General features: G+C 36.2%; 25 protein-coding genes. 10 read left to right on the top strand and 15 right to left on the bottom strand.

The genetic code is table 11. The annotated features are described in order from the left end of the window. Nucleotides 1–112: 112 nt before the first annotated feature. Entirely contained in the window at nt 113–754 is a 642-nt protein-coding gene (locus FXX65_RS02875; RefSeq protein WP_147615007.1) for a bifunctional 4-hydroxy-2-oxoglutarate aldolase/2-dehydro-3-deoxy-phosphogluconate aldolase, read from the bottom strand. A gap of 148 nt (nt 755–902) precedes the next feature. Between FXX65_RS02875 and FXX65_RS02870 the strand changes: the two genes are divergently transcribed. After that, on the top strand, nt 903–1,967 hold the full coding sequence (locus tag FXX65_RS02870; RefSeq protein ID WP_147615006.1) for a 2-dehydro-3-deoxygalactonokinase: 1,065 nt from the start codon (nt 903–905) through the stop codon (nt 1,965–1,967). A 150-nt stretch (nt 1,968–2,117) separates the two neighbouring features. On the opposite strand, the gene FXX65_RS02865 is transcribed toward FXX65_RS02870, so the two are convergent. From FXX65_RS02865 to ribD, 6 genes are all read right to left on the bottom strand, one after another. Continuing rightward, complete coding sequence (locus FXX65_RS02865) at nt 2,118–2,801, bottom strand: imidazoleglycerol-phosphate dehydratase (RefSeq protein ID WP_147615005.1); 684 nt, start codon at nt 2,799–2,801, stop codon at nt 2,118–2,120. A 23-nt stretch (nt 2,802–2,824) separates the two neighbouring features. Further along, nucleotides 2,825–3,697, bottom strand: coding sequence for an ATP phosphoribosyltransferase (gene hisG, locus FXX65_RS02860; protein WP_147615004.1), 873 nt, complete (start codon nt 3,695–3,697; stop codon nt 2,825–2,827). A 379-nt stretch (nt 3,698–4,076) separates the two neighbouring features. Next, the gene (gene ribH, locus FXX65_RS02855; protein ID WP_147615003.1) at nt 4,077–4,544 is read right to left on the bottom strand and encodes a 6,7-dimethyl-8-ribityllumazine synthase; all 468 of its coding nucleotides are present in this window, start codon (nt 4,542–4,544) and stop codon (nt 4,077–4,079) included. A gap of 90 nt (nt 4,545–4,634) precedes the next feature. Then, on the bottom strand, nt 4,635–5,837 hold the full coding sequence (locus FXX65_RS02850; protein WP_147615002.1) for a bifunctional 3,4-dihydroxy-2-butanone-4-phosphate synthase/GTP cyclohydrolase II: 1,203 nt from the start codon (nt 5,835–5,837) through the stop codon (nt 4,635–4,637). A gap of 48 nt (nt 5,838–5,885) precedes the next feature. Then, nucleotides 5,886–6,551, bottom strand: coding sequence for a riboflavin synthase (locus FXX65_RS02845; protein WP_147615001.1), 666 nt, complete (start codon nt 6,549–6,551; stop codon nt 5,886–5,888). Beyond that, a complete protein-coding gene (ribD, locus tag FXX65_RS02840; RefSeq protein WP_147615000.1) occupies nt 6,551–7,702 on the bottom strand; it encodes a bifunctional diaminohydroxyphosphoribosylaminopyrimidine deaminase/5-amino-6-(5-phosphoribosylamino)uracil reductase RibD in 1,152 nt (383 codons plus the stop codon). The genes FXX65_RS02845 and ribD overlap by 1 nt, the downstream gene beginning before the upstream one ends. A gap of 191 nt (nt 7,703–7,893) precedes the next feature. Here ribD and FXX65_RS02835 point away from each other — a divergent pair, with 191 nt between their 5' ends. Both FXX65_RS02835 and FXX65_RS02830 read left to right on the top strand, forming a co-directional pair. Further along, nucleotides 7,894–9,987 (top strand): methyl-accepting chemotaxis protein, encoded by a 2,094-nt coding sequence (locus FXX65_RS02835; RefSeq protein ID WP_246104336.1) that lies wholly within the window; start codon nt 7,894–7,896, stop codon nt 9,985–9,987. A 36-nt stretch (nt 9,988–10,023) separates the two neighbouring features. After that, the gene (locus FXX65_RS02830; RefSeq protein ID WP_147614999.1) at nt 10,024–10,719 is read left to right on the top strand and encodes a tRNA threonylcarbamoyladenosine dehydratase; all 696 of its coding nucleotides are present in this window, start codon (nt 10,024–10,026) and stop codon (nt 10,717–10,719) included. A 158-nt stretch (nt 10,720–10,877) separates the two neighbouring features. Here the strand turns inward: FXX65_RS02830 and FXX65_RS02825 are convergent, their stop codons facing one another. The 7 genes from FXX65_RS02825 to FXX65_RS02795 all read right to left on the bottom strand — a co-directional run bounded on the left by FXX65_RS02825 (nt 10,878) and on the right by FXX65_RS02795 (nt 18,145). Continuing rightward, the gene (locus tag FXX65_RS02825; protein WP_147614998.1) at nt 10,878–11,657 is read right to left on the bottom strand and encodes a MetQ/NlpA family ABC transporter substrate-binding protein; all 780 of its coding nucleotides are present in this window, start codon (nt 11,655–11,657) and stop codon (nt 10,878–10,880) included. Nucleotides 11,658–11,783: 126 nt separating this feature from the next. Beyond that, on the bottom strand, nt 11,784–12,209 hold the full coding sequence (locus tag FXX65_RS02820) for an RrF2 family transcriptional regulator (protein ID WP_147613346.1): 426 nt from the start codon (nt 12,207–12,209) through the stop codon (nt 11,784–11,786). 101 nt (nt 12,210–12,310) lie between these two features. Then, a complete protein-coding gene (locus tag FXX65_RS02815; RefSeq protein WP_147614997.1) occupies nt 12,311–13,114 on the bottom strand; it encodes an SDR family NAD(P)-dependent oxidoreductase in 804 nt (267 codons plus the stop codon). Between the two features lie 163 nt (nt 13,115–13,277). Further along, nucleotides 13,278–14,438, bottom strand: a complete 1,161-nt coding sequence (locus FXX65_RS02810; RefSeq protein ID WP_147614996.1) for an FprA family A-type flavoprotein — start codon at nt 14,436–14,438, stop codon at nt 13,278–13,280. Between the two features lie 251 nt (nt 14,439–14,689). Beyond that, complete coding sequence (locus FXX65_RS02805) at nt 14,690–15,070, bottom strand: desulfoferrodoxin family protein (RefSeq protein WP_147614995.1); 381 nt, start codon at nt 15,068–15,070, stop codon at nt 14,690–14,692. A 104-nt stretch (nt 15,071–15,174) separates the two neighbouring features. Continuing rightward, the gene (gene cls, locus FXX65_RS02800) at nt 15,175–16,722 is read right to left on the bottom strand and encodes a cardiolipin synthase (protein ID WP_147614994.1); all 1,548 of its coding nucleotides are present in this window, start codon (nt 16,720–16,722) and stop codon (nt 15,175–15,177) included. A gap of 58 nt (nt 16,723–16,780) precedes the next feature. Continuing rightward, complete coding sequence (locus tag FXX65_RS02795; RefSeq protein ID WP_147614993.1) at nt 16,781–18,145, bottom strand: MATE family efflux transporter; 1,365 nt, start codon at nt 18,143–18,145, stop codon at nt 16,781–16,783. A 171-nt stretch (nt 18,146–18,316) separates the two neighbouring features. Here FXX65_RS02795 and FXX65_RS02790 point away from each other — a divergent pair, with 171 nt between their 5' ends. From FXX65_RS02790 to FXX65_RS02765, 6 genes are read left to right on the top strand one after another with little or no spacing between them, the layout of a single operon-like run. Next, the gene (locus tag FXX65_RS02790) at nt 18,317–19,177 is read left to right on the top strand and encodes a branched-chain amino acid ABC transporter permease (protein WP_147613340.1); all 861 of its coding nucleotides are present in this window, start codon (nt 18,317–18,319) and stop codon (nt 19,175–19,177) included. A gap of 1 nt (nt 19,178) precedes the next feature. Then, on the top strand, nt 19,179–20,201 hold the full coding sequence (locus FXX65_RS02785) for a branched-chain amino acid ABC transporter permease (RefSeq protein ID WP_147613339.1): 1,023 nt from the start codon (nt 19,179–19,181) through the stop codon (nt 20,199–20,201). Continuing rightward, entirely contained in the window at nt 20,198–20,935 is a 738-nt protein-coding gene (locus FXX65_RS02780) for an ABC transporter ATP-binding protein (RefSeq protein WP_147614992.1), read from the top strand. The genes FXX65_RS02785 and FXX65_RS02780 overlap by 4 nt, the downstream gene beginning before the upstream one ends. A gap of 2 nt (nt 20,936–20,937) precedes the next feature. After that, complete coding sequence (locus FXX65_RS02775; RefSeq protein ID WP_147614991.1) at nt 20,938–21,645, top strand: ABC transporter ATP-binding protein; 708 nt, start codon at nt 20,938–20,940, stop codon at nt 21,643–21,645. Nucleotides 21,646–21,687: 42 nt separating this feature from the next. Next, nucleotides 21,688–22,938 carry an ABC transporter substrate-binding protein gene (locus tag FXX65_RS02770; RefSeq protein ID WP_147613336.1) on the top strand — a complete coding sequence of 417 codons (1,251 nt, stop codon included), beginning with the start codon at nt 21,688–21,690 and terminating at the stop codon, nt 22,936–22,938. Between the two features lie 47 nt (nt 22,939–22,985). Then, nucleotides 22,986–23,738 (top strand): TatD family hydrolase, encoded by a 753-nt coding sequence (locus FXX65_RS02765; RefSeq protein WP_147614990.1) that lies wholly within the window; start codon nt 22,986–22,988, stop codon nt 23,736–23,738. A gap of 26 nt (nt 23,739–23,764) precedes the next feature. Here FXX65_RS02765 and FXX65_RS02760 read toward each other — a convergent pair whose 3' ends face one another. Then, nucleotides 23,765–24,787 (bottom strand): 3-deoxy-7-phosphoheptulonate synthase, encoded by a 1,023-nt coding sequence (locus tag FXX65_RS02760; RefSeq protein WP_246104335.1) that lies wholly within the window; start codon nt 24,785–24,787, stop codon nt 23,765–23,767. A gap of 198 nt (nt 24,788–24,985) precedes the next feature. Here FXX65_RS02760 and FXX65_RS02755 point away from each other — a divergent pair, with 198 nt between their 5' ends. Then, entirely contained in the window at nt 24,986–25,342 is a 357-nt protein-coding gene (locus tag FXX65_RS02755; RefSeq protein WP_147614988.1) for an MliC family protein, read from the top strand. Nucleotides 25,343–25,420: the final 78 nt, after the last annotated feature.

Below are 25,420 nucleotides of genomic sequence, written 5' to 3'. Positions count from 1 at the left end.
TAATTTTTTTTATTGCAAAACATAGAACGATTTTATTTTTGTTTTGAGTCGTCGTCTTTTGTGGCAAAATAATGTGATTGTTGATTATGCTTAGAAAGGCTTCGAAACGCTTTTAGCAAGCGGCTGACACGATTTTTTTTGCCAGCAGACAAAGCTCTTCGAATTTTCCTTCGTTGATAAGGCTTTCTTTCATTATATTCGAGCCTATTCCACAACTACAGTAGCCTGAGTTTAAGAAATCTTTTATATTTTTTTCATCTACACCGCCAACTGCCATTAGAGGAACGTTGCTTATTGGAGCTCTGACTGCTTTGATATAGTCAAGTCCCAAATATCCTGCTGGGAAAACTTTTACTATGTCGGCTCCTAGATTCCATGCATTTTGAATTTCTGTAGGGGTCATTGCACCAGGAACGCAGATTAGACCTAGTTTTTTTGCTTCTGAAATTACGGCGGGATTTGTATCTGGGGCAAGTATAAAGTCTGATCCAGCTTCGAATGCAGCCCTTGCCTGTTCTACGGAAATTACCGTGCCAGCTCCTACGCACATTTTATCGCCTAAGGATTTTTTTACTGCGCTTATAGACTTTGCTGTGTCGGCGATGCAACTGTTTGACGATTGATTAAATGTAATTTCCAGACAAAAAATTCCACCTAAATTTATAGCCGTTGCTGCTTCAACAATTCTATCTGGTGAAATTTTTCGTGCGATTGAAACGATTTTTTTTTGTTTTATAAAAGAAAGTGCGTCCATTTATTTTACCTCTGCGTACTTAGTATTATTGATGAGGAAAATTGCGTCTGTCAATAAAACTTTGGGATAGGCTTGTCTAGCAGCTGTATTTATAGAATATTATGTCGACTTTTGCTAAAATCTTGCCTAGATAGGAGATGTCGCCTTTATGTATAATGTTTATTTTGATTCTGGGACTACAAATACTAGGATGTATGTATTTAATGATAAGGGAGAACTCGTTTTTAAGTCTGAAAAAGCCGTAGGTTCTAAGGATGCGGCTCTTTCTGGCGATAGAGATTTACTTTCTCGCGAGCTACATCATCTTTTGGAAAACTGTTGCGTCGAATCTAAAATTGACTGGAAAGATGTGGGTGAAATTTGGATGAGCGGGATGATAACTTCTCCTAACGGAATCGTAGAAGTTCCTCACATTACAGTTCCCGTAGACTTGCATAAACTTGCCCAAAATGTGTTTGTGTTTTATGAAAAAAAGTTTTTCAAAAAAGAAATTCATTTTATTCCTGGAATAAAAAGTCTTCCTGCTGAATGTAAAATAACCGCTGAAAATGTGGACAAAATAAATAATATGCGTGGGGAAGAAACAGAGATATGCGGAATTATGAGTTCTTTTTCTGCTTCAAAAGGGAATTTTATCTTTGTTCTGCCTGGTTCTCATACACAGGTTGCTGCTGTAAAAGATGGAAGTATTGTGAATATCGTTTCGACGATTACTGGCGAACTTTTTAAAGCTTTAAAGAGTCAGACGATATTGGCTTCCTCGCTTGAAGGTGAATATGAAAAAATCGATACCGAAATGGTTAGGCTAGGCTATAGGAATCTTCAAAACTATGGGTTTAACCGTGCAATCTATATAGCTCGCTCTTTGTTGCTTTTTACAGATTCTACTGCGGAACAACGGCATAGCTATTTGGAAGGGGTTTTAAATGGCGGAGTTTTACAGGCGATAAGTGCAGCTTTTGGTTTTAAATCAAAATCTGATACGGATTCTAAAAATCTAAATAAAGAGGAAGATAAAAACTGCGATTTAAAAAAAGTAGACGAACAAATCGATATGTATATTTGTGGTTCTGAAAACCAATTCCAGATATATAAAGCTATAGCGCAGGATTTTTTCCCTGAGTATTCTGTAAAGCAGATGGATTGCGGTAGCTTACCATTTTCCGTACTTGGCTATAAAGCGGTATCCGCGGAATACAAAAAACTAAGGTAAGTCGAATTTTTTCCGAATAACCAGCGAGAAAAATAATTGTTTTAATTTTTATAATACTTACGCCGTGCCAGAGCCATGCCATAAGGCAGTGCGTAGCACCGAGCGTAGCGAGTGGCGGCGGGACGGTCGAGTAGAGCGGCTTCGTCCTGATTAAATTTTTCCTTTGGTGGAAGGAATTTCGCCGTTTCTGCGTGGGTCTATCGAAACAGCTTCGCGGAGGGCTCTTGCGGCAGCTTTAAAAAGTCCTTCTATTTTGTGATGGTCTGAGCGGCCGCGGATTGTGTCCAAATGGATATTGCATTTTGCATTTGCGGAAAACCCCTGCCAAAAATCTTCAAAGCAGTCTGTTTGGAAAAGTTCTTGCGCTCCTTTTTCGTTTACGCTTACGAGTGGAATTCCTGTGAGTTTTGCATTGCATACGCAAAATGGTCTGCCACCAAAATCCACTGCAACCTGACTTGTCGCTTGTTTTCTCTCTTGTGTTGAGTCTTTTTCGATTGTTGTAAAATCGACTCCGCACCTTAAAAGGCTTTCGTCCATTGGGTAAATAAAATAGCCGGCTCGTTTTATTCCTGCGCAGTCGCCTAGTGCCATTGCAAAGGCTTGCCCCAAAGCGATTCCTGTGTCTTCTATAAGATGGTGCTGGTCTACGTCTAAATCTCCGGCGATTGAACCAGAAAGGTCAAAAAGTCCGTGCTTGCAAAAAGAATTTAACATGTGGTTAAAAAAACCGATTGGATTTTTAACCGTGCATTTTCCTGAACCATCCAGGTTTAAGGTGAGTTCTATCTGCGTTTCTTTTGTTTCGCGTTTTATTGTTGCTGTTCGTTCCATAGTTTTTCTTGTGCAAAATTCTATTATTGCATTACCTTTCTAAGCGCGTATTCCAAAATGTCTGTTGCGCCAAGTTGATGTAGTTTTGGAAGTAGTGTTGGAACTTCGCTTTTTTTGACTGCAATTTTTACAGCATAACCGCTGTCGCCAAAAAGTGGAGAAACCGTTGGGCTTTTCATAGAAGGAATGCCGCTTATTAAAGCGTCAAAATTCTCTTTAGAAACATTCATTTCTAACATTACTCGGCTTCTTGCCGCAAGAACTGCTTCGAATAACATTTTTAATTCAAGGATTTTTTGTTTTTTTTCAGGATTTTTTAGCGCGAGTTTTGAAGCGTACATCCTTGTCGAAGATTCCATTATAGTGTCGCAAATTTTCAAATTGTTTGCCCTAAGGCTTGAACCTGTCGAAGTGTTATCAATTAAAATTTGTGCGAGTGCCTGCTCGTTGTCCTGCACAAAACCTTCTGAAGTTCCCCAAGTTCTAAAAATTTTCCCATTAATTTTTTTTGATTGCACCCATTGCTTGCTCAAATTCTGGTATTCGGTTGCTATTGTGAGTGGAGTTTTTATCAATTTTTCGTAATCAACTGTTTCAGGAATCGCAACAACGATTTTTACGGGGTCAAAACCCAAATCCAATATTTCTTCAATTTCGTCTTGAACGGAATTTTCATAAACCCAATCTTTGCCAGAGAATGCAACATCTGCCTTGTTGTCTGCCAAAAGTGCGCTTGAAATTTGCGGTTTTACAACTTGAAACGCCAAATCCGGCTGATTTGTAATTGGATAATAAGTGCGCTCTGGAAGATAGATGGAAATTCCTACGTCTTTTAAAAGTTCAACTACAGATTCGTAAATTCTTCCTTTTGCAATGAGGATGTTAAGTTTTTCCATAGAAAATTCCTTTTGGGTCAAAACCCTACTTATAGATAAAAGTTTGATTGCAAACAAAAAAGCAACGCCAATTTTGGAGCCTTTTTCTTATATGATAAAGAAATATATGCTTAAATTCAATTAGAGTATTGATTTAGAAAATTTGGGCGACTTTTTGCTCCACTTTGTTTTGCAAAAACCGCGCTATCCGAAGTTCCGCCTTTTCGGCTACATTCGTAAGCAAAAATTTTTGTTTTGCTTTTAATTTGTGTAAAGCGAACATTTTTATGCAGATATTTCGCTCCGCTTAAATATGTAGTTTTGTATTGCTTACGAACTGGCGCTTTGCGCCAGCTTCTACTATCGCTGTCGCAAAATCAAACGCTAATCGATTAGGATTTTAGTATATTTTTCTGACCAAATCTATCATTTCGATTGCACCTAAAGCACAGTCGTAGCCTTTGTTGCCAGCTTTTGTGCCTGCGCGCTCAATCGCCTGTTGAATCGTGTCAGTTGTAAGAATTCCAAACATTACAGGCAAGCCAGTTCTTAAAGAAACCTGTGCAATTCCCTTTGAAACTTCTGCGCAAACATAATCGTAGTGGCTTGTTGCCCCACGGATTACCGCACCCAAACAGATTATTGCATCGTATTGTTTTGTTTCTGCAAGGCGCTGTGCTGCAAGAGGAATTTCAAAACTGCCCGGAACCCAGCAAAGAGAAATGTTTTCTTCTTTTACATCGTGCCTTAAAAGTCCGTCGCGTGCACCTTCTATCAATTTGCTAACGATAAATTCGTTGAACCTTGAAGCAACGATTGCGATTTTAATTCCTTCTCTGGAAACTAATTTTCCTTCAATGATATTCATAGATTTTCTCCCTTTTGGAAAACTTTTATGCAGCCGTTTGTATTAAATTTAACGGCAAAAATTGGAAAGTTTGCAACGCAAACTTGTTTACTAAAGAAAATGTCCCATCCTCACCTTTTTTGTTGTAAGGTAGCCAATGTCTTGTGGTCGTGTTGGAACGCAAAGAGCAACTCGCTGTGTTATTTCAATTCCGTTTTCTTTGCTGTTTATCTGCTTTATTTTGTCCGGATTGTTTGTCATGAGTTTTATTTTGTGTATTCCAAGCGATTTTAATATTTGAATTCCGCAGTTGTAATCTCTGGCATCTGCCGGAAGTCCCAGCGCAAGATTTGCGTCTACGGTATCCATGCCTTTATCCTGCAAAGCATACGCTTTTATCTTGTTTAAAAGTCCAATTCCTCGGCCTTCCTGTCGCAGATAGATGAGAACGCCTTTTTTTTCTTCTGCAATTTTTTTCATGGCGGCATCAAATTGATCTCCGCAATCGCACTTTAATGAAGAAAAACAATCTCCTGTAAGGCATTCGCTGTGGACCCTGCACAAGATGCTTTCGTTTCCGCTTATATCTCCCAAAATTAAGGCTGCATGTTCTGTGCCTGTTATCTTGTCTGCAAAACCTACAATTTTAAAATCACCATATTTTGTGGGCAGTTTTGCTTCTGCAACTTTTTCTACGATTGGTTCGGTCGCTTTTCTGTATCGTATTAACTGCTCGATTGAAACCAGTTTTAATCCCCATTCCTTTGCCAGCTTGGAAAGTTCTGGAAGGCGAGCCATTTGTCCGTCTGCACTCATTATTTCGCAGCAAAGCCCTGCTTCTTCAAGCCCTGCAAGCCTGCAAAAGTCCACAGTTGCTTCTGTATGACCGGTTCTGACAAAGACTCCGCCATCTTTTGCTATTAACGGAAACATGTGTCCGGGTCTTCTAAAATCACCTGGTTTTGAATTTTTATCTACCAATTTTTTTGCTGTAAGCGAGCGGTCATAGGCGCTTATACCTGTTGATGTTTCAATGTGGTCTATGCTAACGGTAAAAGCGGTTTCGTGATTGTCTGTATTGTTCGAAACCATTGGATCTAGTTCAAGAGAGCGTGCAATTTTTTTGCTTATTGGCATGCAGATTAAGCCTTTTGCGTTTGTTGCCATAAAATTTACGATTTCGGGACTTGCAAATTGAGCTGCACATATCAAATCGCCTTCGTTTTCGCGATGCTCATCGTCGGTCACCATTATCATTTTTCCATTTTTTAGATCTTCCAGTGCTTCTTCTATCGTGTTAAATGTGTTTTCCATCTTATACCTCTTTTTTTTCGTGAATCTTAAAAATTGATTTCTTATTCATCAATGAAAACTCGTAAATTCTGTCATAAAAGATTGCAAGTTTTGTTCATCATCTTTTTTTTGATTTTTATCCCAATTTAAAAGATGTTCTATATATTTACCAATCAAGTCGCATTCTATGTTAAGAATTTGCCCCGATTTTTTTTTGCATAAATTTGTATTTTGCCAAGTGTGCGGAATTACTGCTACTGTGAACAAAGTTTTTTCGCCTTCCGTTTCCACTCCAGAAACTGTAAGGCTTATTCCGTCGAGACAGACAGAGCCTTTTTCTATTATATAGCGACCAAATTTTGACTCGACCGAAAGTTTTATGTTTACGGCATTTTCTTCTTTTGTGGAACTTATAAAACGCGCAGTTGTATCCACGTGTCCGCTCACTATGTGGCCGCCGAATCTTCCGTCTGCTTTCATTGCGCGCTCAAGGTTTACAATGCTTTCTGTGCTTAAAAGAGAAAGGCTTGTTCTTCTAAAAGTTTCTGGTGTTACATCTGCGTCAAAATCTTCCTGAGTTTTTTTGCTCACCGTAAGGCACGCTCCATTTACTGCGACGCTTTCTCCAATTACGAGCTCTTTTGCAAACGAGCAAGAAATTTTTAAGATTAGCGATGTCGTGTTTTTTGCGATGGATTTTACAATTCCTGTTTCTTCTACAATTCCTGTAAACATCATTCTTCTCCGCAGTCTTTAAGCGTGTATTTTAAAAGTATATCATCTTCAAAAAATGAAACTTCAGGCTTACCTAAATTTATACATTCGTCTGGGAATTCAATTCCTTTGTTTTTTACAGGAGAAAAAATTGATTTTCCGTCGTTGCCAAAAATTTTTGGCGCAATATAAGCGTGAACTTCTTGAACAAGATTTTTATCGTCAAAAAATAAACTTGCGTTCAAAGTGCCGCCGCTTTCTACCAAAATTGAATCTATTCCAAGTTCTGCAATCGCAGAGAGAATTTTTTTTATCGGCAGATGTTTTTCTTTTGCGGGATTTTCAACTTGTATTATTTTTGCCCTAAGTTTTTCTAATTCATTTTTTTTTGCCAAAATTTGTGCATCAACTTTATTTTTATCACAAAAAATTATCAGTGGAACTTGTTTTGCAGTTTGCACCAGCTGGCTTTGCAAAGGAATTTGAAGGCAAGAATCCAATACAATTCTAGTCGGCTGCCTGTATTCGCCTTTTTCGTTCAACCGCACAGTAAGAAGCGGATTATCTTTTTTTACGGTTTCTATGCCGGTCATAATTGCCATAACATTTGAGCGAGTTTTGTGAACATTTTTTCTTGCTTGGCTTCCTGTAATCCATTTGCTGTTTCCCTTATAAGTTGCGGTTTGCCCGTCTGCGGTCATAGCATATTTTACAATTACATAAGGCATTTTTGTTTTTATATAATGAAAAAAAACTGGATTTATTGAATCGCATTCCTCTTTTAAAAAATCGAGTGTAACTTTTATTCCTGCATCCTGTAGAGTTTTTATGCCTTTTCCGTTTACAAGCGGATTTGGATCGCGGCTTCCAATAAAAACTTCTTTAATTCCTTCTTCAATTATCGCCTGTGTGCAAGGTGGCTGACGGCCTGTGTGGCAGCAAGGCTCTAAAGTAACAAAGAGTGTAGCACCTTTTACATCCACATTATTTTCTTTTGCATTTTTAAAGGCTTCTCGTTCTGCATGTAAACTACCAATTTTTTTATGATAGCCTTCTGCAATTATTTTGCCATTTTTTACGATTACCGCTCCAACAAGCGGGTTTGGATTTGTAAAGCCTAAGCCTTTTTTTGCAAGTTCTATGGCTTTGTGCATAAACTCTTCGTTTGTCATAAAATAGTTTTATATCAAACTATTTTTACTTGCAATAGGATTTCTTGTTATATAAAAAGAAATTTATAAAAAATTAAGTATGCATTAAGCATATAGATGTATTCTCTCTAACTAAATTAAAATTCTTGGCATAAAAATAATATTTTTGTCGACAAATTTCTCGTAACGCTAGTATAAGGGGTCTGTAAATTATGAAGGTTACTATAAAAGTAAAACTTGGCATTTTGGTTATAGGGTTGATTTTGTTTTCTGGTCTTTCTATTGGAGTGGGAATGTTTATGATTTCCCAAAGAGCCTTAAAAAAGTCTGTTAAAAATCATATGGTAGAAATTACTTCAAATGTTGTAAATATAATACGCAACAATAACGATTCCGAATTTAAGCTATTAGAAAATTTAGCGGCTCTGCATATTTTTAATTCAAATAAGGCAAGTTTAGAAGAAAAATGTGAAGCATTGCGTGATATTGCCAGGAAATTCCCAAATCGTTATGAAAATATTATTTTTATCGATAAGGAAGGAAATACAATAATTTCTGACGGACAGCGAATAAGTCGCCCTAATTCTGATTACTTTAAAATTCCCATCACAGGCAAACGCTATGTTTCTAAGCCTCAGGTTATAGATACCGTGAGAAAGGGACAGAGTTTAATGTTTTATTCAGTTCCTGTTTACGATTATGATAATAAAATAATTGGGGTAATAGTTTCTGTTGTTCTTGGGGATATGTTGGAAGAAACTGTAAAAAAAATAGATATAGGTGATGGATATCACCCTTATATTTTAGATATTGAAACAAAAACCCTTATTAGTAATGCAAACGGAAACAGAACTGCAAACGGAAATAGCATAAATGAAATAGATAAAAATTCCAGCATGTATAAATTCTTAAATGAGGCCTGCTCTGGAAAAACTGGCAGTGGTATCTTTGTCGATACTTTTACCAATAAAAAAATGGGTGGCGTTTACAGACCAATTGGCGGAGATTGTTCTTGGGTGGTTTTCTGTAGTGCACCCTACGATTATTTTTTTGCAGATTTAAATACCCTTGCGCGTACAGCGATTATCCTTACTGTTATAGTCATTCTTATAGGTTTTGCTTTAACAATGCTTGTTGTAATTATGACTAGTCGTCCACTTATTTTTGTAAAAAACAGCATAAACGAAATCGCAACAGGACACGCAGATCTTACAAAAAGAATCAAAAACTTCTCTAATGATGAAGTTGGCGATGTTATAAAGGGCTTTAATAAATTTACAGAAAAATTGCAGGCGATGATTATCAGTCTAAAAGGCGTTAGTGGAAACCTTGCGCAAGCAGGAGAAGACCTAAACGCAAGTACGCAGGATGCAACAAGTTCAATCACACAAATTCTTGCAAATATAAATTCTGTTCATGGTCAGATAAACAATCAGGTTGACAGTGTAGACGAAACTGCAGGTGCGGTTAACGAAATTGCATCCAATGTTGCTTCGCTTGAAAAGATGGTCGAAAATCAAACTGCAGGTGTAAATCAGGCATCTGCCGCCGTAGAGCAGATGATAGGAAATATCGACTCTGTAAATAAATCTATGGATAAGATGGCTGCTTCATTCGCAGATTTGCAAAATCGTGCAAAAAGCGGTTCAGAATTGCAGTTAAATGTAAACGATAAAATTGAATTGATACGAAACCAATCGCAATCTTTGCAGGAAGCAAATGCCGTTATATCGTCCATTGCAGAACAGACAAATCTTTTGGCTATGAATGCGGCAATAGAAGCGGCGCATGCGGGCGAGGCAGGAAAAGGTTTTTCTGTTGTTGCTGATGAAATTCGAAAACTTTCGGAAACTTCAACGCTTCAATCAAAAACGATTGGCGAGCAGTTGCAGGGAATTCAAGAATCAATTCAAACAGTTGTAAATGCAAGCCACGATTCTAGCGATGCATTTATGAGCGTTGCTGGAAAAATCCAAGAAACAGATGAACTTGTAAGACAGATTCGCTCTGCAATGGAAGAACAGGCAACAGGTTCTCAGCAAATAAATGAGGCCCTGCACGCTATGAATGACAGCACGCTAGAAGTTCGCATGGCATCAAAAGAAATGAGCGAAGGCAATGCGCAAATTTTAAAAGAAATCCAACTTTTGCAAAATAGTTCATCTCTTATGAAAAATAGCATGCAGGAAATGGGTGTTGGTGCAAAAAAGATAAATGAAACAGGTTCTGCGCTTTCTCTGATTTCTAAAAAAATGGCGGATTCTATAAAGCAAATGGGCGACGAAATAAATTTGTTTAGAACTTAATTTTATCTGTCGAATATATTTGCCGAAAATCATTTTATGAGCGAAGAACTTTTTGAAAGAACTCAACTGATTTTTGGCAAAGAAAAAATGCAAAAACTTTCGCATGCTCGTGTCATCGTATTTGGAATCGGTGGTGTTGGCAGTTATGTTGTGGAGGCACTTGCACGAGCAGGAATTGGATTTTTGGATATAGTCGATGATGATAAAGTGTGTTTTTCAAATATAAACCGTCAAATTTATGCTTTGCATTCAACAGTCGGCAAAAACAAGGTTGATGTTGCAGAACAAAGAATTTTAGACATAAACCCAGACTGCAAAGTCGTAAAGCATAAAGTCTTTTTTTTGCCAGAAACATCGGCTCAATTTGATTTTTCTTGTTACGACTATGTCGTGGATTGCATAGATACGGTAAAAGGGAAGATAGAAATAATCCAAAAGGCGCAAAAGGCAGAGGTTCCTGTTATGAGTTGCATGGGAGCAGGAAATAAAATTGAACCTTCGCTCTTAAAAATTGCAGATATTTACAACACGAGTGTTTGTCCGCTTGCAAGGGTTATGAGAGCGGAATTAAAAAAGCGTGGTGTAAAAAAATTAAAATGTTTGTATTCAACAGAAACTCCGATTCGCCATCAAGAAACAGAAAAAAGAGTGCCAGGCAGCAATTCTTTTGTTCCTCCGGTTGCCGGGCTTTTAATTGCTAGCGAAGTGATAAAAGATTTAGCAGGATTTTAATATCGTCTTTAAAGAAAATAAAATTATTCACAGAAAAAACAAAAAACGCTACCTAAAAAACTAAATCAGGCAGCGTTTTTTATTTACTATAACATTCAAGTTAAATGCTTTCATAAAGGATGATTTTGGAAAATCTCGTATTTTCATCCTTTTATTTTTTAGAAAACAGTAACAACTTCTCCGTTTGGATATTTTTTGGAGATAAAATCCTTTACTTTCTGGCTTTTGAGCGCTTTTATAAGTTCTTGAATTGCAGGTTTGTTTTCGCTTCCAGCTTTAACGGCAATTACATTTACATAAGGCGATGAAGAGCCTTCAATAAAAAGCCCATCTCGCTTTGCAGAAAGCCCTGCCGGGAGAGCGTAATTTCCGTTGATAACTGCTGCATCCACATCGTTAAGAACTCTCGGAAGAGAAGCGGCTTCGATTTCCTTAAATTTAAGTTTTAAAGGATTATTTTTTATATCGATTGGAGTTGCATCAATTCCTGCTCCAGCTTTTAAAGTGATTAAACCTGCTTCCTGCAACAGAAGAAGTGCACGAGCCTCGTTTGTTGGGTCATTTGGAATTGCAACTGTAGCCTTTTTCTTAAGGTCTTTAAGATTCTTAATTTTGTTAGAATAAACTGCAAATGGCTCAACGTGAATTCCAGCCGCATTTACAAGGTGGTATCCTCTTTCTTTATTAAAAGAATCGAGGTAAGGAATGTGCTGGAAATAGTTTGCGTCTATGTCGCCAGATTCAACAGCATCGTTTGGCGTTACATAATCCGTAAATTCTATAACCTGCAAGTCGATTCCCTTTGCTTTTAAATCGTCTTTTACAAGATTTAAAATTTCTGCGTGAGGTTCTGGAGTTGCTCCAACTTTAAGAACGGTCTGTGCATTTACTGCAACTGCTGCAAGAAATGCAAGTGAAAGACTTAAAATCTTTTTCATATTTTTCTCCTCGCTGTCTTAATTTTACAAAGTCAGCGTAATAAGATAAGTTCGCAAGGCAAACTTTTTAATTACCTATAGATATACTAGGTTGAAAATATTTAGTCAACAGTTTTTTTTATAAATCTAAATTATATAATCAAAACCATTAAATTCTCGATTTTTCTTTGCGATTTTTTCAAGCGTTATACTGTCGACGTATTTGTTTACGGCGTTGTCAAATCCTTGCCAAAAAGCGTCGTTCCCAATATTTGATACGGTTTTTCCCTCTGTGCTTCCTTTTGGATTTAAGTCTCCTTCCATTGCGCGCAAAATTTCTCCAGCGGTGTATTCTTCAGGACTTTTAGAAAGTTTATAACCGCCGTTATTGCCTCTTAATCCTGTTACAAGCCCTGCCTTGCTGAGTTGCATTAAAATCTGTTCCGCATATTTTGGGCTTAAATTGTGCCTGTGGCTCAATATTTTTAGAGCAATATATTTTGTTGGGTCTTGGTCGGCTAAGTCCGTCATTAAAAGCAAGGCATACTGTCCTTTTGTAGAAATTTTAAGCATTTGTACTCCAGCTATAAGATTAGAAACTTTAGGCTAAAACTCTTCTCCTGCGTTTCTATAGGATTTTAGTAGATTCTTGCGATTAAGTGTATAAGATTTTTCTAATAAGGTCTTTCAGAATATTTAAATGTGTAGTTTGCTACGGTAAATTTGCCTATAAAACGGCTTAAAAAGGCAAGAATTTTCCATTTTGCAAAGGTGATTATTATTTTTTTGCCAGAAATAGATTTTTTTATACAATCTCGCACAACTTTCTCTGGCGATTTTCCGTGCCAGACCAATTTTCGTTTTCCATTGCTTGCGATGTTTGCAAAATTTGTGCTTACGCTTCCGGGGCAAAGTGCACAAACTTTTATTCCTTTTGGTTTTAATTCTGCTGCTAAAGCGACTGTGAACGAAAGCACATACGCTTTTGTTGCTGCATAAACTGCAAAATTTCCAAGTGGCATAAAGGCGGCCAAAGAAGCAACATTTATTATGTAAGAATCTTTTGCCATAAATTTTATGCTGAATCCGCAAATACCAGTCAAAGAAGTGCAGTTTAAATCTATCATCGACAATTCTCGTTCGGTAGAAGTTTCTTCAAAAGGACCGTAAGTTCCAAAACCAGCATTATTTATGAGCCGTTCAATTTCAAGCGGAGAGTCCTGCATTTCTTTTTGCAAAATTTCGTTAAAGCCAAAAGCTCCTTGTTTTCCTGCTAAATCTATTGCAAAAACCTTTACAACGATTTTGCCGTTATTTCCGCTAAGAGATTTTGAAATTTCTGTCATGGCATCTTTTGAACGTGCTAAAAGCCATATTTCTCTTGGTTCAGAAAGTTTTTCGTATAAGTTAAAAAGTTGAATTGCAAATTCTTTTCCTATTCCAGAACTTGCGCCAGTTATTACAGTTATTTTTCTCATAAGCAAATTGTATCATGTATTTTAGCGTGCTTTAAATAAAAAAAAGGACTGCCCTTCATTTTTGGACAGCCCTATAATTTAATTGCAGTCGGCAATATTTTTTTTCGTAAGTCGCGGAGATTTACGCAAAATTTCTCCGGATTACCCTAAAACGTGTTCCATCTTATGCCAAAAGTTGTGTTGCAAGATTTTCTAATTGCTTTTTATTTTCTTCTGTCATAGTAATCTTGATTGTAACTTTTTCTGGCAAAATAGAAAGGTCTTTGCAAGGCTCTAAAAGTGTTGTCATTGTTTTTGCCGCAGATGGAGCCCAGGTTCCGTTTTCAACAAAGGCAACCATTCTTTTCTGGAAGTTACGGTGTGCAAGGTGTTCAATAAATTCTCTCATCTTTGGGAAAACACCATTGCAATACGTCGTAGAAGCTAAAACCAATTTGCTGTATCTAAATGCATTCGCAATCGCTTGAGCGGTATCTTCTCTTGCAAGGTCTGCAATTACAACATTTTTGCATCCTTTTTCATGCAAAATTTTTGCCAACAATTCTGCAGCTTTTTTTGTATTTCTATATACGGAAGTATAAGCAATAAATACTCCGTCTTCTTCGGGCGCATAAGAAGACCAAATATCATAAGACTTTACGTATTCGCCTATATTAGAATCTAAAACTGGTCCGTGGAGTGAACATATTTTTTTTATTTCAAAAGCAGGAAGTTTTTTCAAAACCGCCTGAACAAACTGACCAAATTTTCCTACGATTGCAAAATAATAGCGACGTGCTTCGTCTTTCCATTCTTCATTTGAGCCTTCTTCTATTGCACCAAATTTTCCAAAACCATCTGCCGTAAACATAACTTTTTCAGAACTTTCGTAACCCATTATTACTTCTGGCCAGTGAACATTTTGTGCGGTAATAAAGTTAAGGCAATGTTTACCAAGTTCAAGCTTTGAGCCTTCTCCTACAACAACCTGCTTTTCAGGAAAGTCTGTAAAAAACATATTTTTCATCATTGTAAACGCAACTTTAGACGCTACAATTTTTGCTTCAGGATAGCATTCAATGAATTTCATTATGTTGCTTGAATGATCCATTTCCATGTGATGCACAACTAAATAATCGGGTTTTCTATCTTTTAAAACTTCTTTTAAATTAGCAATCCACTCGTCACCAAAATCCGCATCAACGCTATCTAAAACGGCAATTTTTTCGTCCAAAATAACGTAAGAATTATATGACATACCTTTCGGGCAATCGAACTGACTTTCAAACATTATATGTTTTTTGTCGCTAACGCCCACATATTTTATTGAATCTGAAATTTCCATACCTTATCTCCAATAGTATTATTTTAACATCAATTTACCTTTATTCTAGGATTACTTCAAATGTTTTTAAAATAAAAAAATGATAAAACTTTTAAGAGTGGAGAAAGAAATGAGATTTTTTTAGAATTTTTTGGGGCTACCCTTCGGGTCGGATGTTCCACCCTTCCGCTTCGCTTCATTTGCAGATGGCAGCCATAAGGTTTTGCCGTTGGCTGCCATCTGCAAACTGCGGGGTTCCATATCCTAGCCCGTTATTTTTTTGCAGACCAAAGTCCGTGCAAATTACAGTAAGCGTAAACTTCAAAATTTTCTTCAGGGTTACCTACAGTAAAACTTGCTTTTGGTGCTTCGCCAGCTTTTAAAGTTTTTACTCTAAAGCCTTCGCTGTCTACAATACCAATCCATTCTATAAAGTGTATTTCTTCCATAGGATGCAAAACTGAACCAACTGTTACTTCAACTTTGTTTCCACTTACGCTTGCAACAGGAACATGTTTTTCAACTGCCCCATCTGTTGCTCCTGCTTTTAAAAGGCTCATCTCTTCGCCACAACAAACACTTGGTGTGTTTGCGGAATTCAAAAGAGCAATAACTTTTCCACACTTTTTACATTTAAAGAATTTAATTTCCATAAGACTGTTTCTCCTTATTAAATCTATTTTAATTCTCTTTAATCAAAAATATAAAGTAAAAAAAATTAATTGTAAATAGTAATAAGTCCTAATAGCAGTAAGATTTACAGTAAAGTTGAAAATAATCTTAAAACCCTATCAGAAAAAGACATAAAATGTTTTTTTCTCTTTTTATATTTTTCTGAAACATCTGCAGAAACTTTAAAAATTGAATCAAAATCATCCTTAATCGAAGAAATTGCTCCTGTTTTGTACATTAAAACTCCGTTTTCAAAATTGTGATGAAAACTTCTAAAATCCATATTTATCGTTCCAACTGCTGCAAGGCTGTCGTCTGCGAGCATCTGTTTGGAGTGTATAAATCCTGGACTGTATTCGAATATTTTTATTCCTGCGGCAATTAATTCGCTGTAAAAAGAGCGAGTCAATTTATAAATTAACTTTTTATCAGGAATTCCAGGAGTTACAATTCTTACATCAACACCACGCAATGCTGCCAAAAAAAGTTCTCTTTTCATTTCGTCTCCCAAAATAAGATACGGTGTTGTTATGTAAACATAGTTTTCTGCCCATTTTATTATATTCAAATAGACGTTTTCGCCTGTGTAAGAATTGTCTAAAGGTGTGTCCGCATAAGGTTGAATAAATCCGTCGCTACTTGAATTTTTGTATTTGGAATTTTCAAAGTATGAAGATAGGTTTTCAATTTTTTTTTCGGAAGAATTCCACATTTCAAGAAAAAGTTGAGTAAAAGTGTTTACGGCGGTTCCTCGTATTTTTAGACCGCTATCTTTCCAGTGTCCGTAAGGGCTTGTGTAGTTAAAGTATTCGTCTGCTATGTTATAGCCACCTGTAAAGGCAACTTTTTCGTCTATTATCATCATTTTTCTGTGGTCGCGATTGTTCATAAAAAGGCTTATAAGCGGAGAAACTGAATTAAAATCCTTACAGCGTATGTTTAAAGCTGCCATTTTTTCTGTAAATTTTCGATTTATAAAACCTATGCTTCCAACATCATCGTATAATATTCTTACTTCAACTGCGTCTTTTACTTTTTGCTCTAAAATTTTTAGCATTTGAGAAAAGGCTTTTGCATCTTCAATTGCGTGATATTCAATAAAAATAAATTTTTTTGCCAACCTAAGCGCTTTTAATTGTTCTAAGAAACATTCGGTTGTGTTGCCGTAAAATTTTGCGTATGTGTTTATGAATGCTGGAAAGTGTTCGTTTTTTGAAAGGTAAAAAAATTGATTTGCAACACGTTTGTCTAATTTTTCAATTTCGTTAATAACTGAGCTGTCAGATTGAAAAAATCTTTTTACTTCTCGTTTTGTCTTGAGAGTATTTAATCTTACTTTTTTTGACTGATGGTTATTTTCGCTTAAAAAATATAGGCTTATTCCTATAATCGGAAAAACTAAAATTAAAATTATCCAAGGAACTTTTAGCGAAATGCTGTAATTTTGTTTGTTGTAAACGTGAATTATTAGCATTGCAACAAGTATGTCTGTAGAAACTGCGATAAGTGTTGAATATTGTTCAAGACGATGGCTTAGAGACCAAAGCCAAAAAATCTGAATCCCAAATGAAATAAAAGTTACAACAAGGCGAAAAATTCCACCACGCGAAAACCTTTTTAATCCTTTAAGCATATTTTAATAATATAGAATAAAATCGATTATTGTAACCGCGATTTTTTTTGTTTTTTATTTACTCGCTGAATTTTTGCTCTTTGAATTTTTTTCCGTAAATTTTTAATGCAGGCAACTCGTATAAAAGCATTGCAGTCCAACCGGCAAGGCAGGCAAGAGCAATACCTATAATTCCTCGGGAAGTTTCAAATTTAGAAGCAAAGATACTTGCAAGTATATAACTGAATGCAACTCTAAAAACTATCTGTGAGGTTGTTGCAATTACAGTAACTTTCATTATTCCAAGTCCTCTAAAAAATCCCTGGATGCCGTTTGTTGTGGCTGGAAGTATGTAAAGGAGAGACATAACTAAAAGATATTCTTTACCTAAACTTATTACGCTTACTTCATTTTTTGTTGCAAACAATGTTATAAGCGGCTCTCTCATGAGAAATACAAATATACCTATAAAAAGGCCATACACCCATTCTATAAGCATTCCTTTTTTAAATCCTTTGAGCATTCTTTCTTTTTGATGTGCTCCTTTGTTCTGTGCCATAAAGGTTGTTATAGTGTGTCCTATGCTTTGTGCTGGTTGATAGCAAAAATCGTCTATCTTTGAACCTGCATTGAACGTTGCAATTGCGTCTGTTCCAAGTGGATTTACTGCACTTTGGATTAAAAGTTTTCCGACATAAAGCACTATTTGCTGTAACGCTGTTGCCCAACTATAATTTAATGTGCTTTTTACTAATTTTTTATCAAAGATGAATTCTCCTCTTCTTATTGCAAGCATAGGCTCTTTTAAATATATGCTGGTTAAAACCAAAGTACAACTTACTGCTTGACTTAGGACAGTTGCATAAGCAGCTCCCTTTATTTGCATATTTAGCACAGCGACAAAAACGTAATCTAAAATTCCATTTAAAATTGCACTTATTCCAACACAAATTATTGGAGTTTTGCTGTCGCCAACGGCTCTAAGTGCAGCTGCAAAAACATTGTAAAAAAAAGTAAAAACCAGCCCTAAAAAAACTATTCGAAGATAATGCGAAGTAGTTTCTATCAAATCTTGAGGAGTTCTTATTGCCATCAATATATGTTCAACAAATATGTAACACAAAATACTTACAAAAAGTGTAAACGAAAAACCTATTACTATAGTTGTGCTTATTTCTTTCTTTAATTTTTGTTCATCTTTTGCGCCGTAAAATTCACTCATTAAAATTCCAGCTCCAAGACATATTCCAACGATAAAGAAAATCATTATGTTCATAACAGGATTTGCAATTCCAACTGCTGCTAAACTGTGTTTTCCAGAAAAATGGCCGAGTATTATTGAGTCTACGGCATTATATGTTAATTGAAAAAAATTCCCCAATATCATCGGGATTGCATAGGTCACAAGATGTTTTGTCACCGGGCCTGTTGTCATATCTTTCATATTTTGCCTCGATTATTTAAAATTATAGAACTATTGAACTAATGCGACAAGTTAAGTGTTTGTTGAGGAAAGACCTTAAAATATTGATTGCTATAAAAATAACGTTTAATTAATTGCGCCTATAAAAAAAACGCCATAATCTTGTAATAAGACAAACTTTTTGAGGAGAATATGGACATATTCCTACAGGCCGTTGTAAACGGCATCTTAATCGGCGGCTTTTACTCATTGATGGGTATGGGTCAGAATGTAATTTTTGGGGTTATGAAAATCATTAATTTCTGTCATGGCGAAATGCTTATGATAGGAATGTATTTGACTTTCGTATTTGCAAATCTCGGAATCGATCCTTATGCGGCAATCCCTCTGGTTGCCCTGTGTACTTTTGGAATTGGAGCGCTAGTTCAACATACGCTCATAACGCCTTCCTTGGGAACACACAGTTTTACAAACCTTTTATTTTTGACAGTAGGGTTGGGACTCCTATACCAAAACGTAGCATTAGTAATTTTTTCTTCGTTAAACAGAACAATTGTTACATCTTACAGTGGAATTACACTTCACCTTGGTCCTGTTTCAATTTTACTTCCAAAGCTTGTAAGCCTTTTAACTTTGATTCTGATAACTTTTTCACTTTTTGTCTTTTTAAAATATTCTAAAATTGGAAAAATGATACGCGCTGTTTCTCAGAATTCTATTGGTGCAGGCGTAGTTGGAATTCCCGTAAAACGAATATACATCTTTACGTATGGTCTTGGTTGTGCTCTTGCAGGTGTTGCAGGCGATTTGTTGACACTTTTCTATGTAATAAATCCAACGGTTGGTGCTCAATTCAGTTTTAAAGCTCTCATCGTTGTTGTTGTTGGCGGATTTGGTTCTATTCAAGGTGCATGTATAGCAGGAATTGTCTTAGGTCTTATGGAAACCATGAGCAGTTTAATAATAGGACCTACATATCGCGATTTAACTGTTTTTGTTACTTTCATAATAATTTTAGTTGTCCGCCAAGTCATAATAATGAGGAGAAGATAAGATGTTTACTTCTTTAACTACTTATAAAAAACGCCGTTTAATTGCACTTTGTGCATTTTGCGCTTTACTTTTGCTTTTACCAGTTTTGTTTGCAGGAAATCCGTATGTCGTAAACGTTTTTATCGTAATATTTTATACTACTACAATGTCGCTTGCATGGAATCTTTTGGGTGGAATGACTGGACAGAATTCACTTGGACATGCAGCCTATATGGGACTTGGTGCTTATGTTGCCTGTCTTTTTATGGTAAAAAGCGGAATGAACCCTTGGCTTACGATTCCAATTTCTGTGGTTTTTGTAGGCTTGATTGCAGGTGTTATTTTTTATCCTTGCTTTCTTTTGAAAGGTCCATATTTTACGCTCGTTTCCATAGCTTTTGGCGAAACGATAAGACAGTTTATGCTCAACTGGGATTATGCAGGAAAGGCGATGGGAATTCCTCTTCCGTATGGGGATCCTTCATTTGCACAGTTTAGATTTCATTCAAAAACACCATACTATTACATTGCACTCGTGATGGTTATCCTTGTCTATCTTTTGATGAAAAAAATAAATAATAGCAAACTTGGATTCGCTTTAAAAACGATTAGAGAAGACGAAGACGTTGCAAATGCAATAGGAATAAAACCTATGAAATACAAGGTTATAGCCTTGGTTATATCAGCAATGATTGCGGCTTTGGTTGGGTGTTTTTATGCAAATTACAACAGATATATCGATTGTGATCTCATGTTACAATCATTTTCGACAGAATTTATTTTGCCTGCTGTAATTGGCGGTGCTGCTTTTGTTGAAGGCCCTTTGGTTGGTGGAATAATACTTTTAACCTTGAGCGAATGGCTTAGAAATAAATTTGGTGGAATTTTACCAGGCATAAATCTCATCCTTTACGCTATAACCCTTCTTTGCATAATAAGATTCAGGCCAGTTGGAATTTTGGGCTGGTACAATAAGAGCAAAGCAAAACACTGGATTGACCGAAAAATCTTTGGTCTAAAAGATGAGCAGGAGGTTCAACAATGAGCGACTTACCGATTATCAAAGTTGAACATATAACAAAAAACTTCCGTGGATTAAAAGCGGTAAATGACCTTTCTTTTGAAATTGAAGAAGGAAAGATTACTGGAATGATAGGTCCAAACGGTGCCGGCAAATCTACGACTTTTAATATGATTTGCGGTTATTATCCGCCAAGTTACGGACATATTTTTTACAAAGGAAAAGACATAACTCTCTGTAAACCTTACGAATATACAGATATGGGAATTGCAAGAACGTTCCAGATTATGAAGCCGCTTTCATCTCTTTCTGTTTTGGAAAATATCGTTCCAAGTGCATTCTTTGGAAAGAATAAGGCAAAAAATCTAAAAGAAGCAAAAGAAATTGCAGAAGAAATTTTGGAATTTACGGGGCTTTATTCTAAAAGAAATTTGATTGCGGGCGAAATGGGAACTCCAGATCAAAAGCGACTGGAAATGGCAAGGGCTCTGGCAACAAAACCCAACATGCTTTTTTTGGATGAAGTTATGGCAGGGCTTAATCCCACAGAAACAGATCAAGCGATAGACTTGATTCGAAAGATAAACGAAAGCGGAGTTACAATTTTTTTGATTGAACACATAATGCGCGCTGTCGTAAACCTTTGCGAAAAAGTTATAGTTGTTCATCATGGGGAAAAAATTGCAGAAGGAACCCCACATCATGTTATGAACGATCCTTATGTTATTGAAGTCTATCTTGGGAAAAAGAAGGAGTAGTTATGCTAAAAGTTAAAAATCTCTGTTCCGGATATGGCAAAGTTCAAGTTTTGTGGGATATATCGCTAGAAGTAAAGGCCGGGCAGGTAGTTTCAATATTAGGTTCTAATGGTTCTGGAAAAACTACCACTGTTAGAACGATAACTGGAATGGTAAAACCTACGGCTGGTTCTGTTGTTTTTAATGATGAAGAATTGATGGGAAAGTCTAGTCGCTTTATTCTCGATCAAGGAATTATTCAAGTTCCGGAAGGAAGACAACTTTTTACAGGAATGACTGTTTACGAAAATCTTGAAATGGGTGCTTACAACAAAGCTGCAAAACATGCTTTTAAAGAGAGCGAAGAATTTGTATATAAATTTTTCCCAAAGATAAAAGAAAGACGAAAGCAGGTTGCGGGCACTCTTTCTGGAGGAGAACAGCAAATGGTTGCGGTTGCAAGAGCTCTTATAGGCTTGCCAAAACTTTTGATTTTGGATGAACCCTCGTTGGGACTTGCTCCAAACATTGTAGATGATATTCTTGAGGTTGCACTTTTTCTTGCGCGACAAAGGAATATTGGTATTCTTCTTGTTGAGCAGGACATAACAAAAGCTCTTGCTGTTTCTGATTATGGGTATGTAATAGAAAACGGAAAAGTTGTATTGGAGGATGAAGCTTCAAAACTCCAAACAAACGAGCATGTAAAAAAAGCTTATTTAGGTATTTAAATTTTTTTTATGATAAACAAGTTAAATAAGGAGGACTAGTTTATGAAAAAAATCAGTAAAGTTTTACTGGCAAGTGTTGTTGCATCTTCATTGATTTTATCTGTTGGCTGCAGTAAAAAATCTGCTGAACCAGAAACAATCAAAATTGGCGCAATGTATGCACTTTCTGGTGACAAAGCTGCCATTGGAAACAACATCATGCGTGGTGTTGATTTTGCCGTAGAAATGATTAACGCACAGGGGGGGGTAAACGGTAAAAAAATCGAAATTGTACGTGGAGATACCCAGGGAGATCCAAAAGTTGGACGTTCTGTAGCAGAGCGCCTTGTTACTCAAGATAAGGTAAATGCAATTTTGGGTTGCCATCAGTCTACAATAACTGCAATTGCAGCTCAGGTTTGTGAACAGTATAAAATTCCTGAATTAACAGCAATTTCCACTGTAGATAACCTTTCTAGCCAAGGCTTAAAATATTTCTTCCGTATGTGTCCTACAAATACAGATTATGTAGAAGACCAGTATAAATATCTTCAGGACTTGCAAAAAACAAAGAATGTTCCTATGAAGAAAATTGCAATTTTTGCAGATAATTCAAATATTGGTCAGGAACTCATCCGCTGTTCTCGCATCTTGGCTCCAAAGTATGGTTTTGATATCGTAGCAGAAGTTCAATATTCAGGTGGAACAACAGATCTTACTTCTGAAGTTTTAAAAATCCGCAATGCAAATCCAGACGCAGTTTTGTGCGAATCTTATATTGCAGATGCTATCTTGTTTACAAAGACTCTTACAGAACAGAATGCTCATCCTCCTGTAATCGTTGCAAAAGCAAATGGTTTTGCTGATCCTTCATTTATTCCTGCAACACCAAAAATTTCTAACGGAATTGCTTCTGTAGTTGAATACAGTGCTGATCTTCCAAAAGGAAAAGAAATCAATGCAAAGTTTAAAGAAAAGTATGGAGTTGATATGAACGGTCACTCTGCTGAATCTTTTACTGCAGTATGGATTTTAAAGACAGCATTTGAACAAGCTGGTTCTACAGATGGTACTAAAGTTCGCGATGCTTTAGCGAATATGCACATTATTAATGGTTTCCCTAATGGACCAAAAATCATTCTTCCTTACAACGAAATAAAATTTGGTGATGAAGTTATCGATGGAGTTCAGCATCATCAGAATAACCTTCCAGCAAAGGTTGCTATTTCGCAAATCCAAGATGGAAAATGGACTGCTGTATGGCCGTTTGATGTTGCGGCTGCTGAAGTTCAGTATCCAGCACCTTTAAAATAAGGTAAACTTTTAGTCAGCGTGTTTATGCACGCTGATTTTTTTTTGCCATGTACATAGATTTTCATACTCATTTGGATTTTTACAAAGACGAAAACGCACTTTTTGAACAGCTTGCAAATTTTGGCGGAATTATCGTATCAAGTTCTGTCGATGAAAAATCCTATAAAAAAAATATTCAAATTCAAAAAAAATGTGATTCTTTAGGATGTAGCACAAAAATAATTTCGACCTTTGGAATTCATCCTTCTAAAGTCCCCTACGCACCAAAAAATTTAAAAGTTTTTGATGAACTTTGCACAGGTTCTTGCATGATTGGCGAAATCGGAATGGATTTTTGCTGGTATAAAGATGCTAGTGAGGCGGAGCAGGAAAGGGTTTTTCGGTATTTTTTGCAACACTGTAATGAAGAAAAAAAGTACTGTGTGATTCACACAAAAGATGCGGAAGAAAAAATATGCCGAATTTTAGAAGAATATTCTTGTGCAAAACCAATAATCCATTGGTATGACGGCGATAAAGAAATATATAAAGAATTTATAAAAAGAGGCTATATACAGACTTTTGGCTGTGAAACTTGTAGGTCTAAGCATATTCAAGAACTTTTACGGCTCACTCCTTTAAGTCTTTTGCTTGCAGAAACCGACAATCCAGACAGCGAAATTTGGCTTGGCGGTTCTGACAATTCGGTTGGACTTATAAAAAAAGTTTATCGTGATATTGCCGATGTTTTAAAAATCAGTGTGGAAAAGCTTTGCAATATAATTGAAGAAAATTCCACAAAGATTTTTAATAGTTTTTGAAGTGATTTTTATATCACTTATAACGATTATAATGCATCTGCAATTTCAAAAATCAATTTTTCTGTTTTAGTCCAGCCTAAGCAAGGGTCTGTTATCGATTTTCCGTATATACCATCTCCAATGGATTGTGCTCCGTCTTCTATATAACTTTCTATCATCAAACCTTTTACGATATTTCTTATGTCGGAAGAAACATGGCAACTGTGCAGAACATCTTTTGCAATCCTAATCTGTTCCATATATTTTTTGTCCGAGTTTGCATGGTTGCAGTCTACGATAACAGCTGGATTTTCAAGTTTTGAAATCGCATAATTTTCTATCAGATTTTGCAAATCTTCATAATGATAGTTTGAATGGCTTCTTCCGTATGCATCTACATATCCTCGCAAAATTGCATGGGCTAAAGGATTGCCTTCTGTCGTAACTTCCCATCCTCTATACAAAAATTTCTGTTTTGCCTGCGCTGCCGTTATAGAGTTCATCATTACAGAAATATCGCCAGATGTTGGATTTTTCATTCCTACAGGAATTCCCACTCCACTTGCTACCATTCTATGAAACTGGTCTTCTACAGAACGAGCGCCTATTGCCACATAAGCCAAAAGGTCAGAAAGATAGCGGTGGTTTTCTGGATAGAGCATTTCTTCCGCACAGGTAAAACCAGTTTCTTTTACAACTCTTGTATGCATCTCTCTAATTGCAATTATTCCTGCCAGCATATCTTCGTCTTTTTGTGGATTTGGCTGGTGCAACATTCCTTTGTAACCTGTGCCTTTTGTTCTAGGCTTATTTGTGTAAACGCGAGGAATTATAAAAATTTTATCTTTTACTTTTTCCTGAACTTTTACGAGCCTTCCCATATAGTCGAGAACTGCCTCTTCGTTATCTGCCGAACATGGCCCTATAACCAAAAAAAAGCGATTGTCTTTTCCTTCAAAAATATTTTTGATTATAACATCGCGCTCTTCCTTTATCTTTCTAACTTCATCACCAAGAGGAAACTGTTCTTTTAATTCTTTTGGAACTGGCAGTTTTCTCACAAAATTCATCTGCATATCCATAGTTACTAAATTCTCCCGTAAAACTTATTTTTAATTTGCAATAATTACAGCGAGTCGATGTTATCACAAAGAAAGATTTGATAAAACTGTGTAAAATGTGGTATAAATACGAAACGAATAAAAGTCAGGATTTAGCTGCTTGAACATTTTGTATGTTCTTCACCTTTGTGCCTGCAAGGATAAAATATGAAAAAAATTATGTTTATTGCACTCTCTTTGATTGTATTTTCGCTCTTATCTTGTTCAAAAGCAGAAGATAAATCATTAAAAGCGGTTGTTACAAATTCTGGGAGCTATGTTTCTTCAGACGGAAATAAAGTGATTGCGGTTTTTTATGAACTTTCGGATAAAAGTCTTGATTTTGTAAAAGTAAAATTGGGAGACAAAGAATTTACCCTGCCACATGCGGTTTCTGCTGATGGCGCTAGATATTCTGATGAAATTGAAAATGAATTTTGGTTTAAAGGAAACTCGCTTTTTGTCTTTGAAAAAAATGACGCTGGCGAATGGATTCCTTTAAAAGAATATATCGAAAAAAAATAATTCCCGCCATTTTTGTTTGTTAGAAACTACGTTTTTTTTTCATCTTGTTTTATAAAACAAAACCTTGATGAATTTTAA

It is taken from the genome of Treponema pectinovorum (assembly GCF_900497595.1).
GTDB classification, from domain to species: Bacteria; Spirochaetota; Spirochaetia; order Treponematales; family Treponemataceae; genus Treponema_D; species Treponema_D pectinovorum.
The sequence above is the reverse complement of the archived record's forward strand: the minus strand, read 5'-3'. Positions and strand labels throughout refer to the sequence as shown.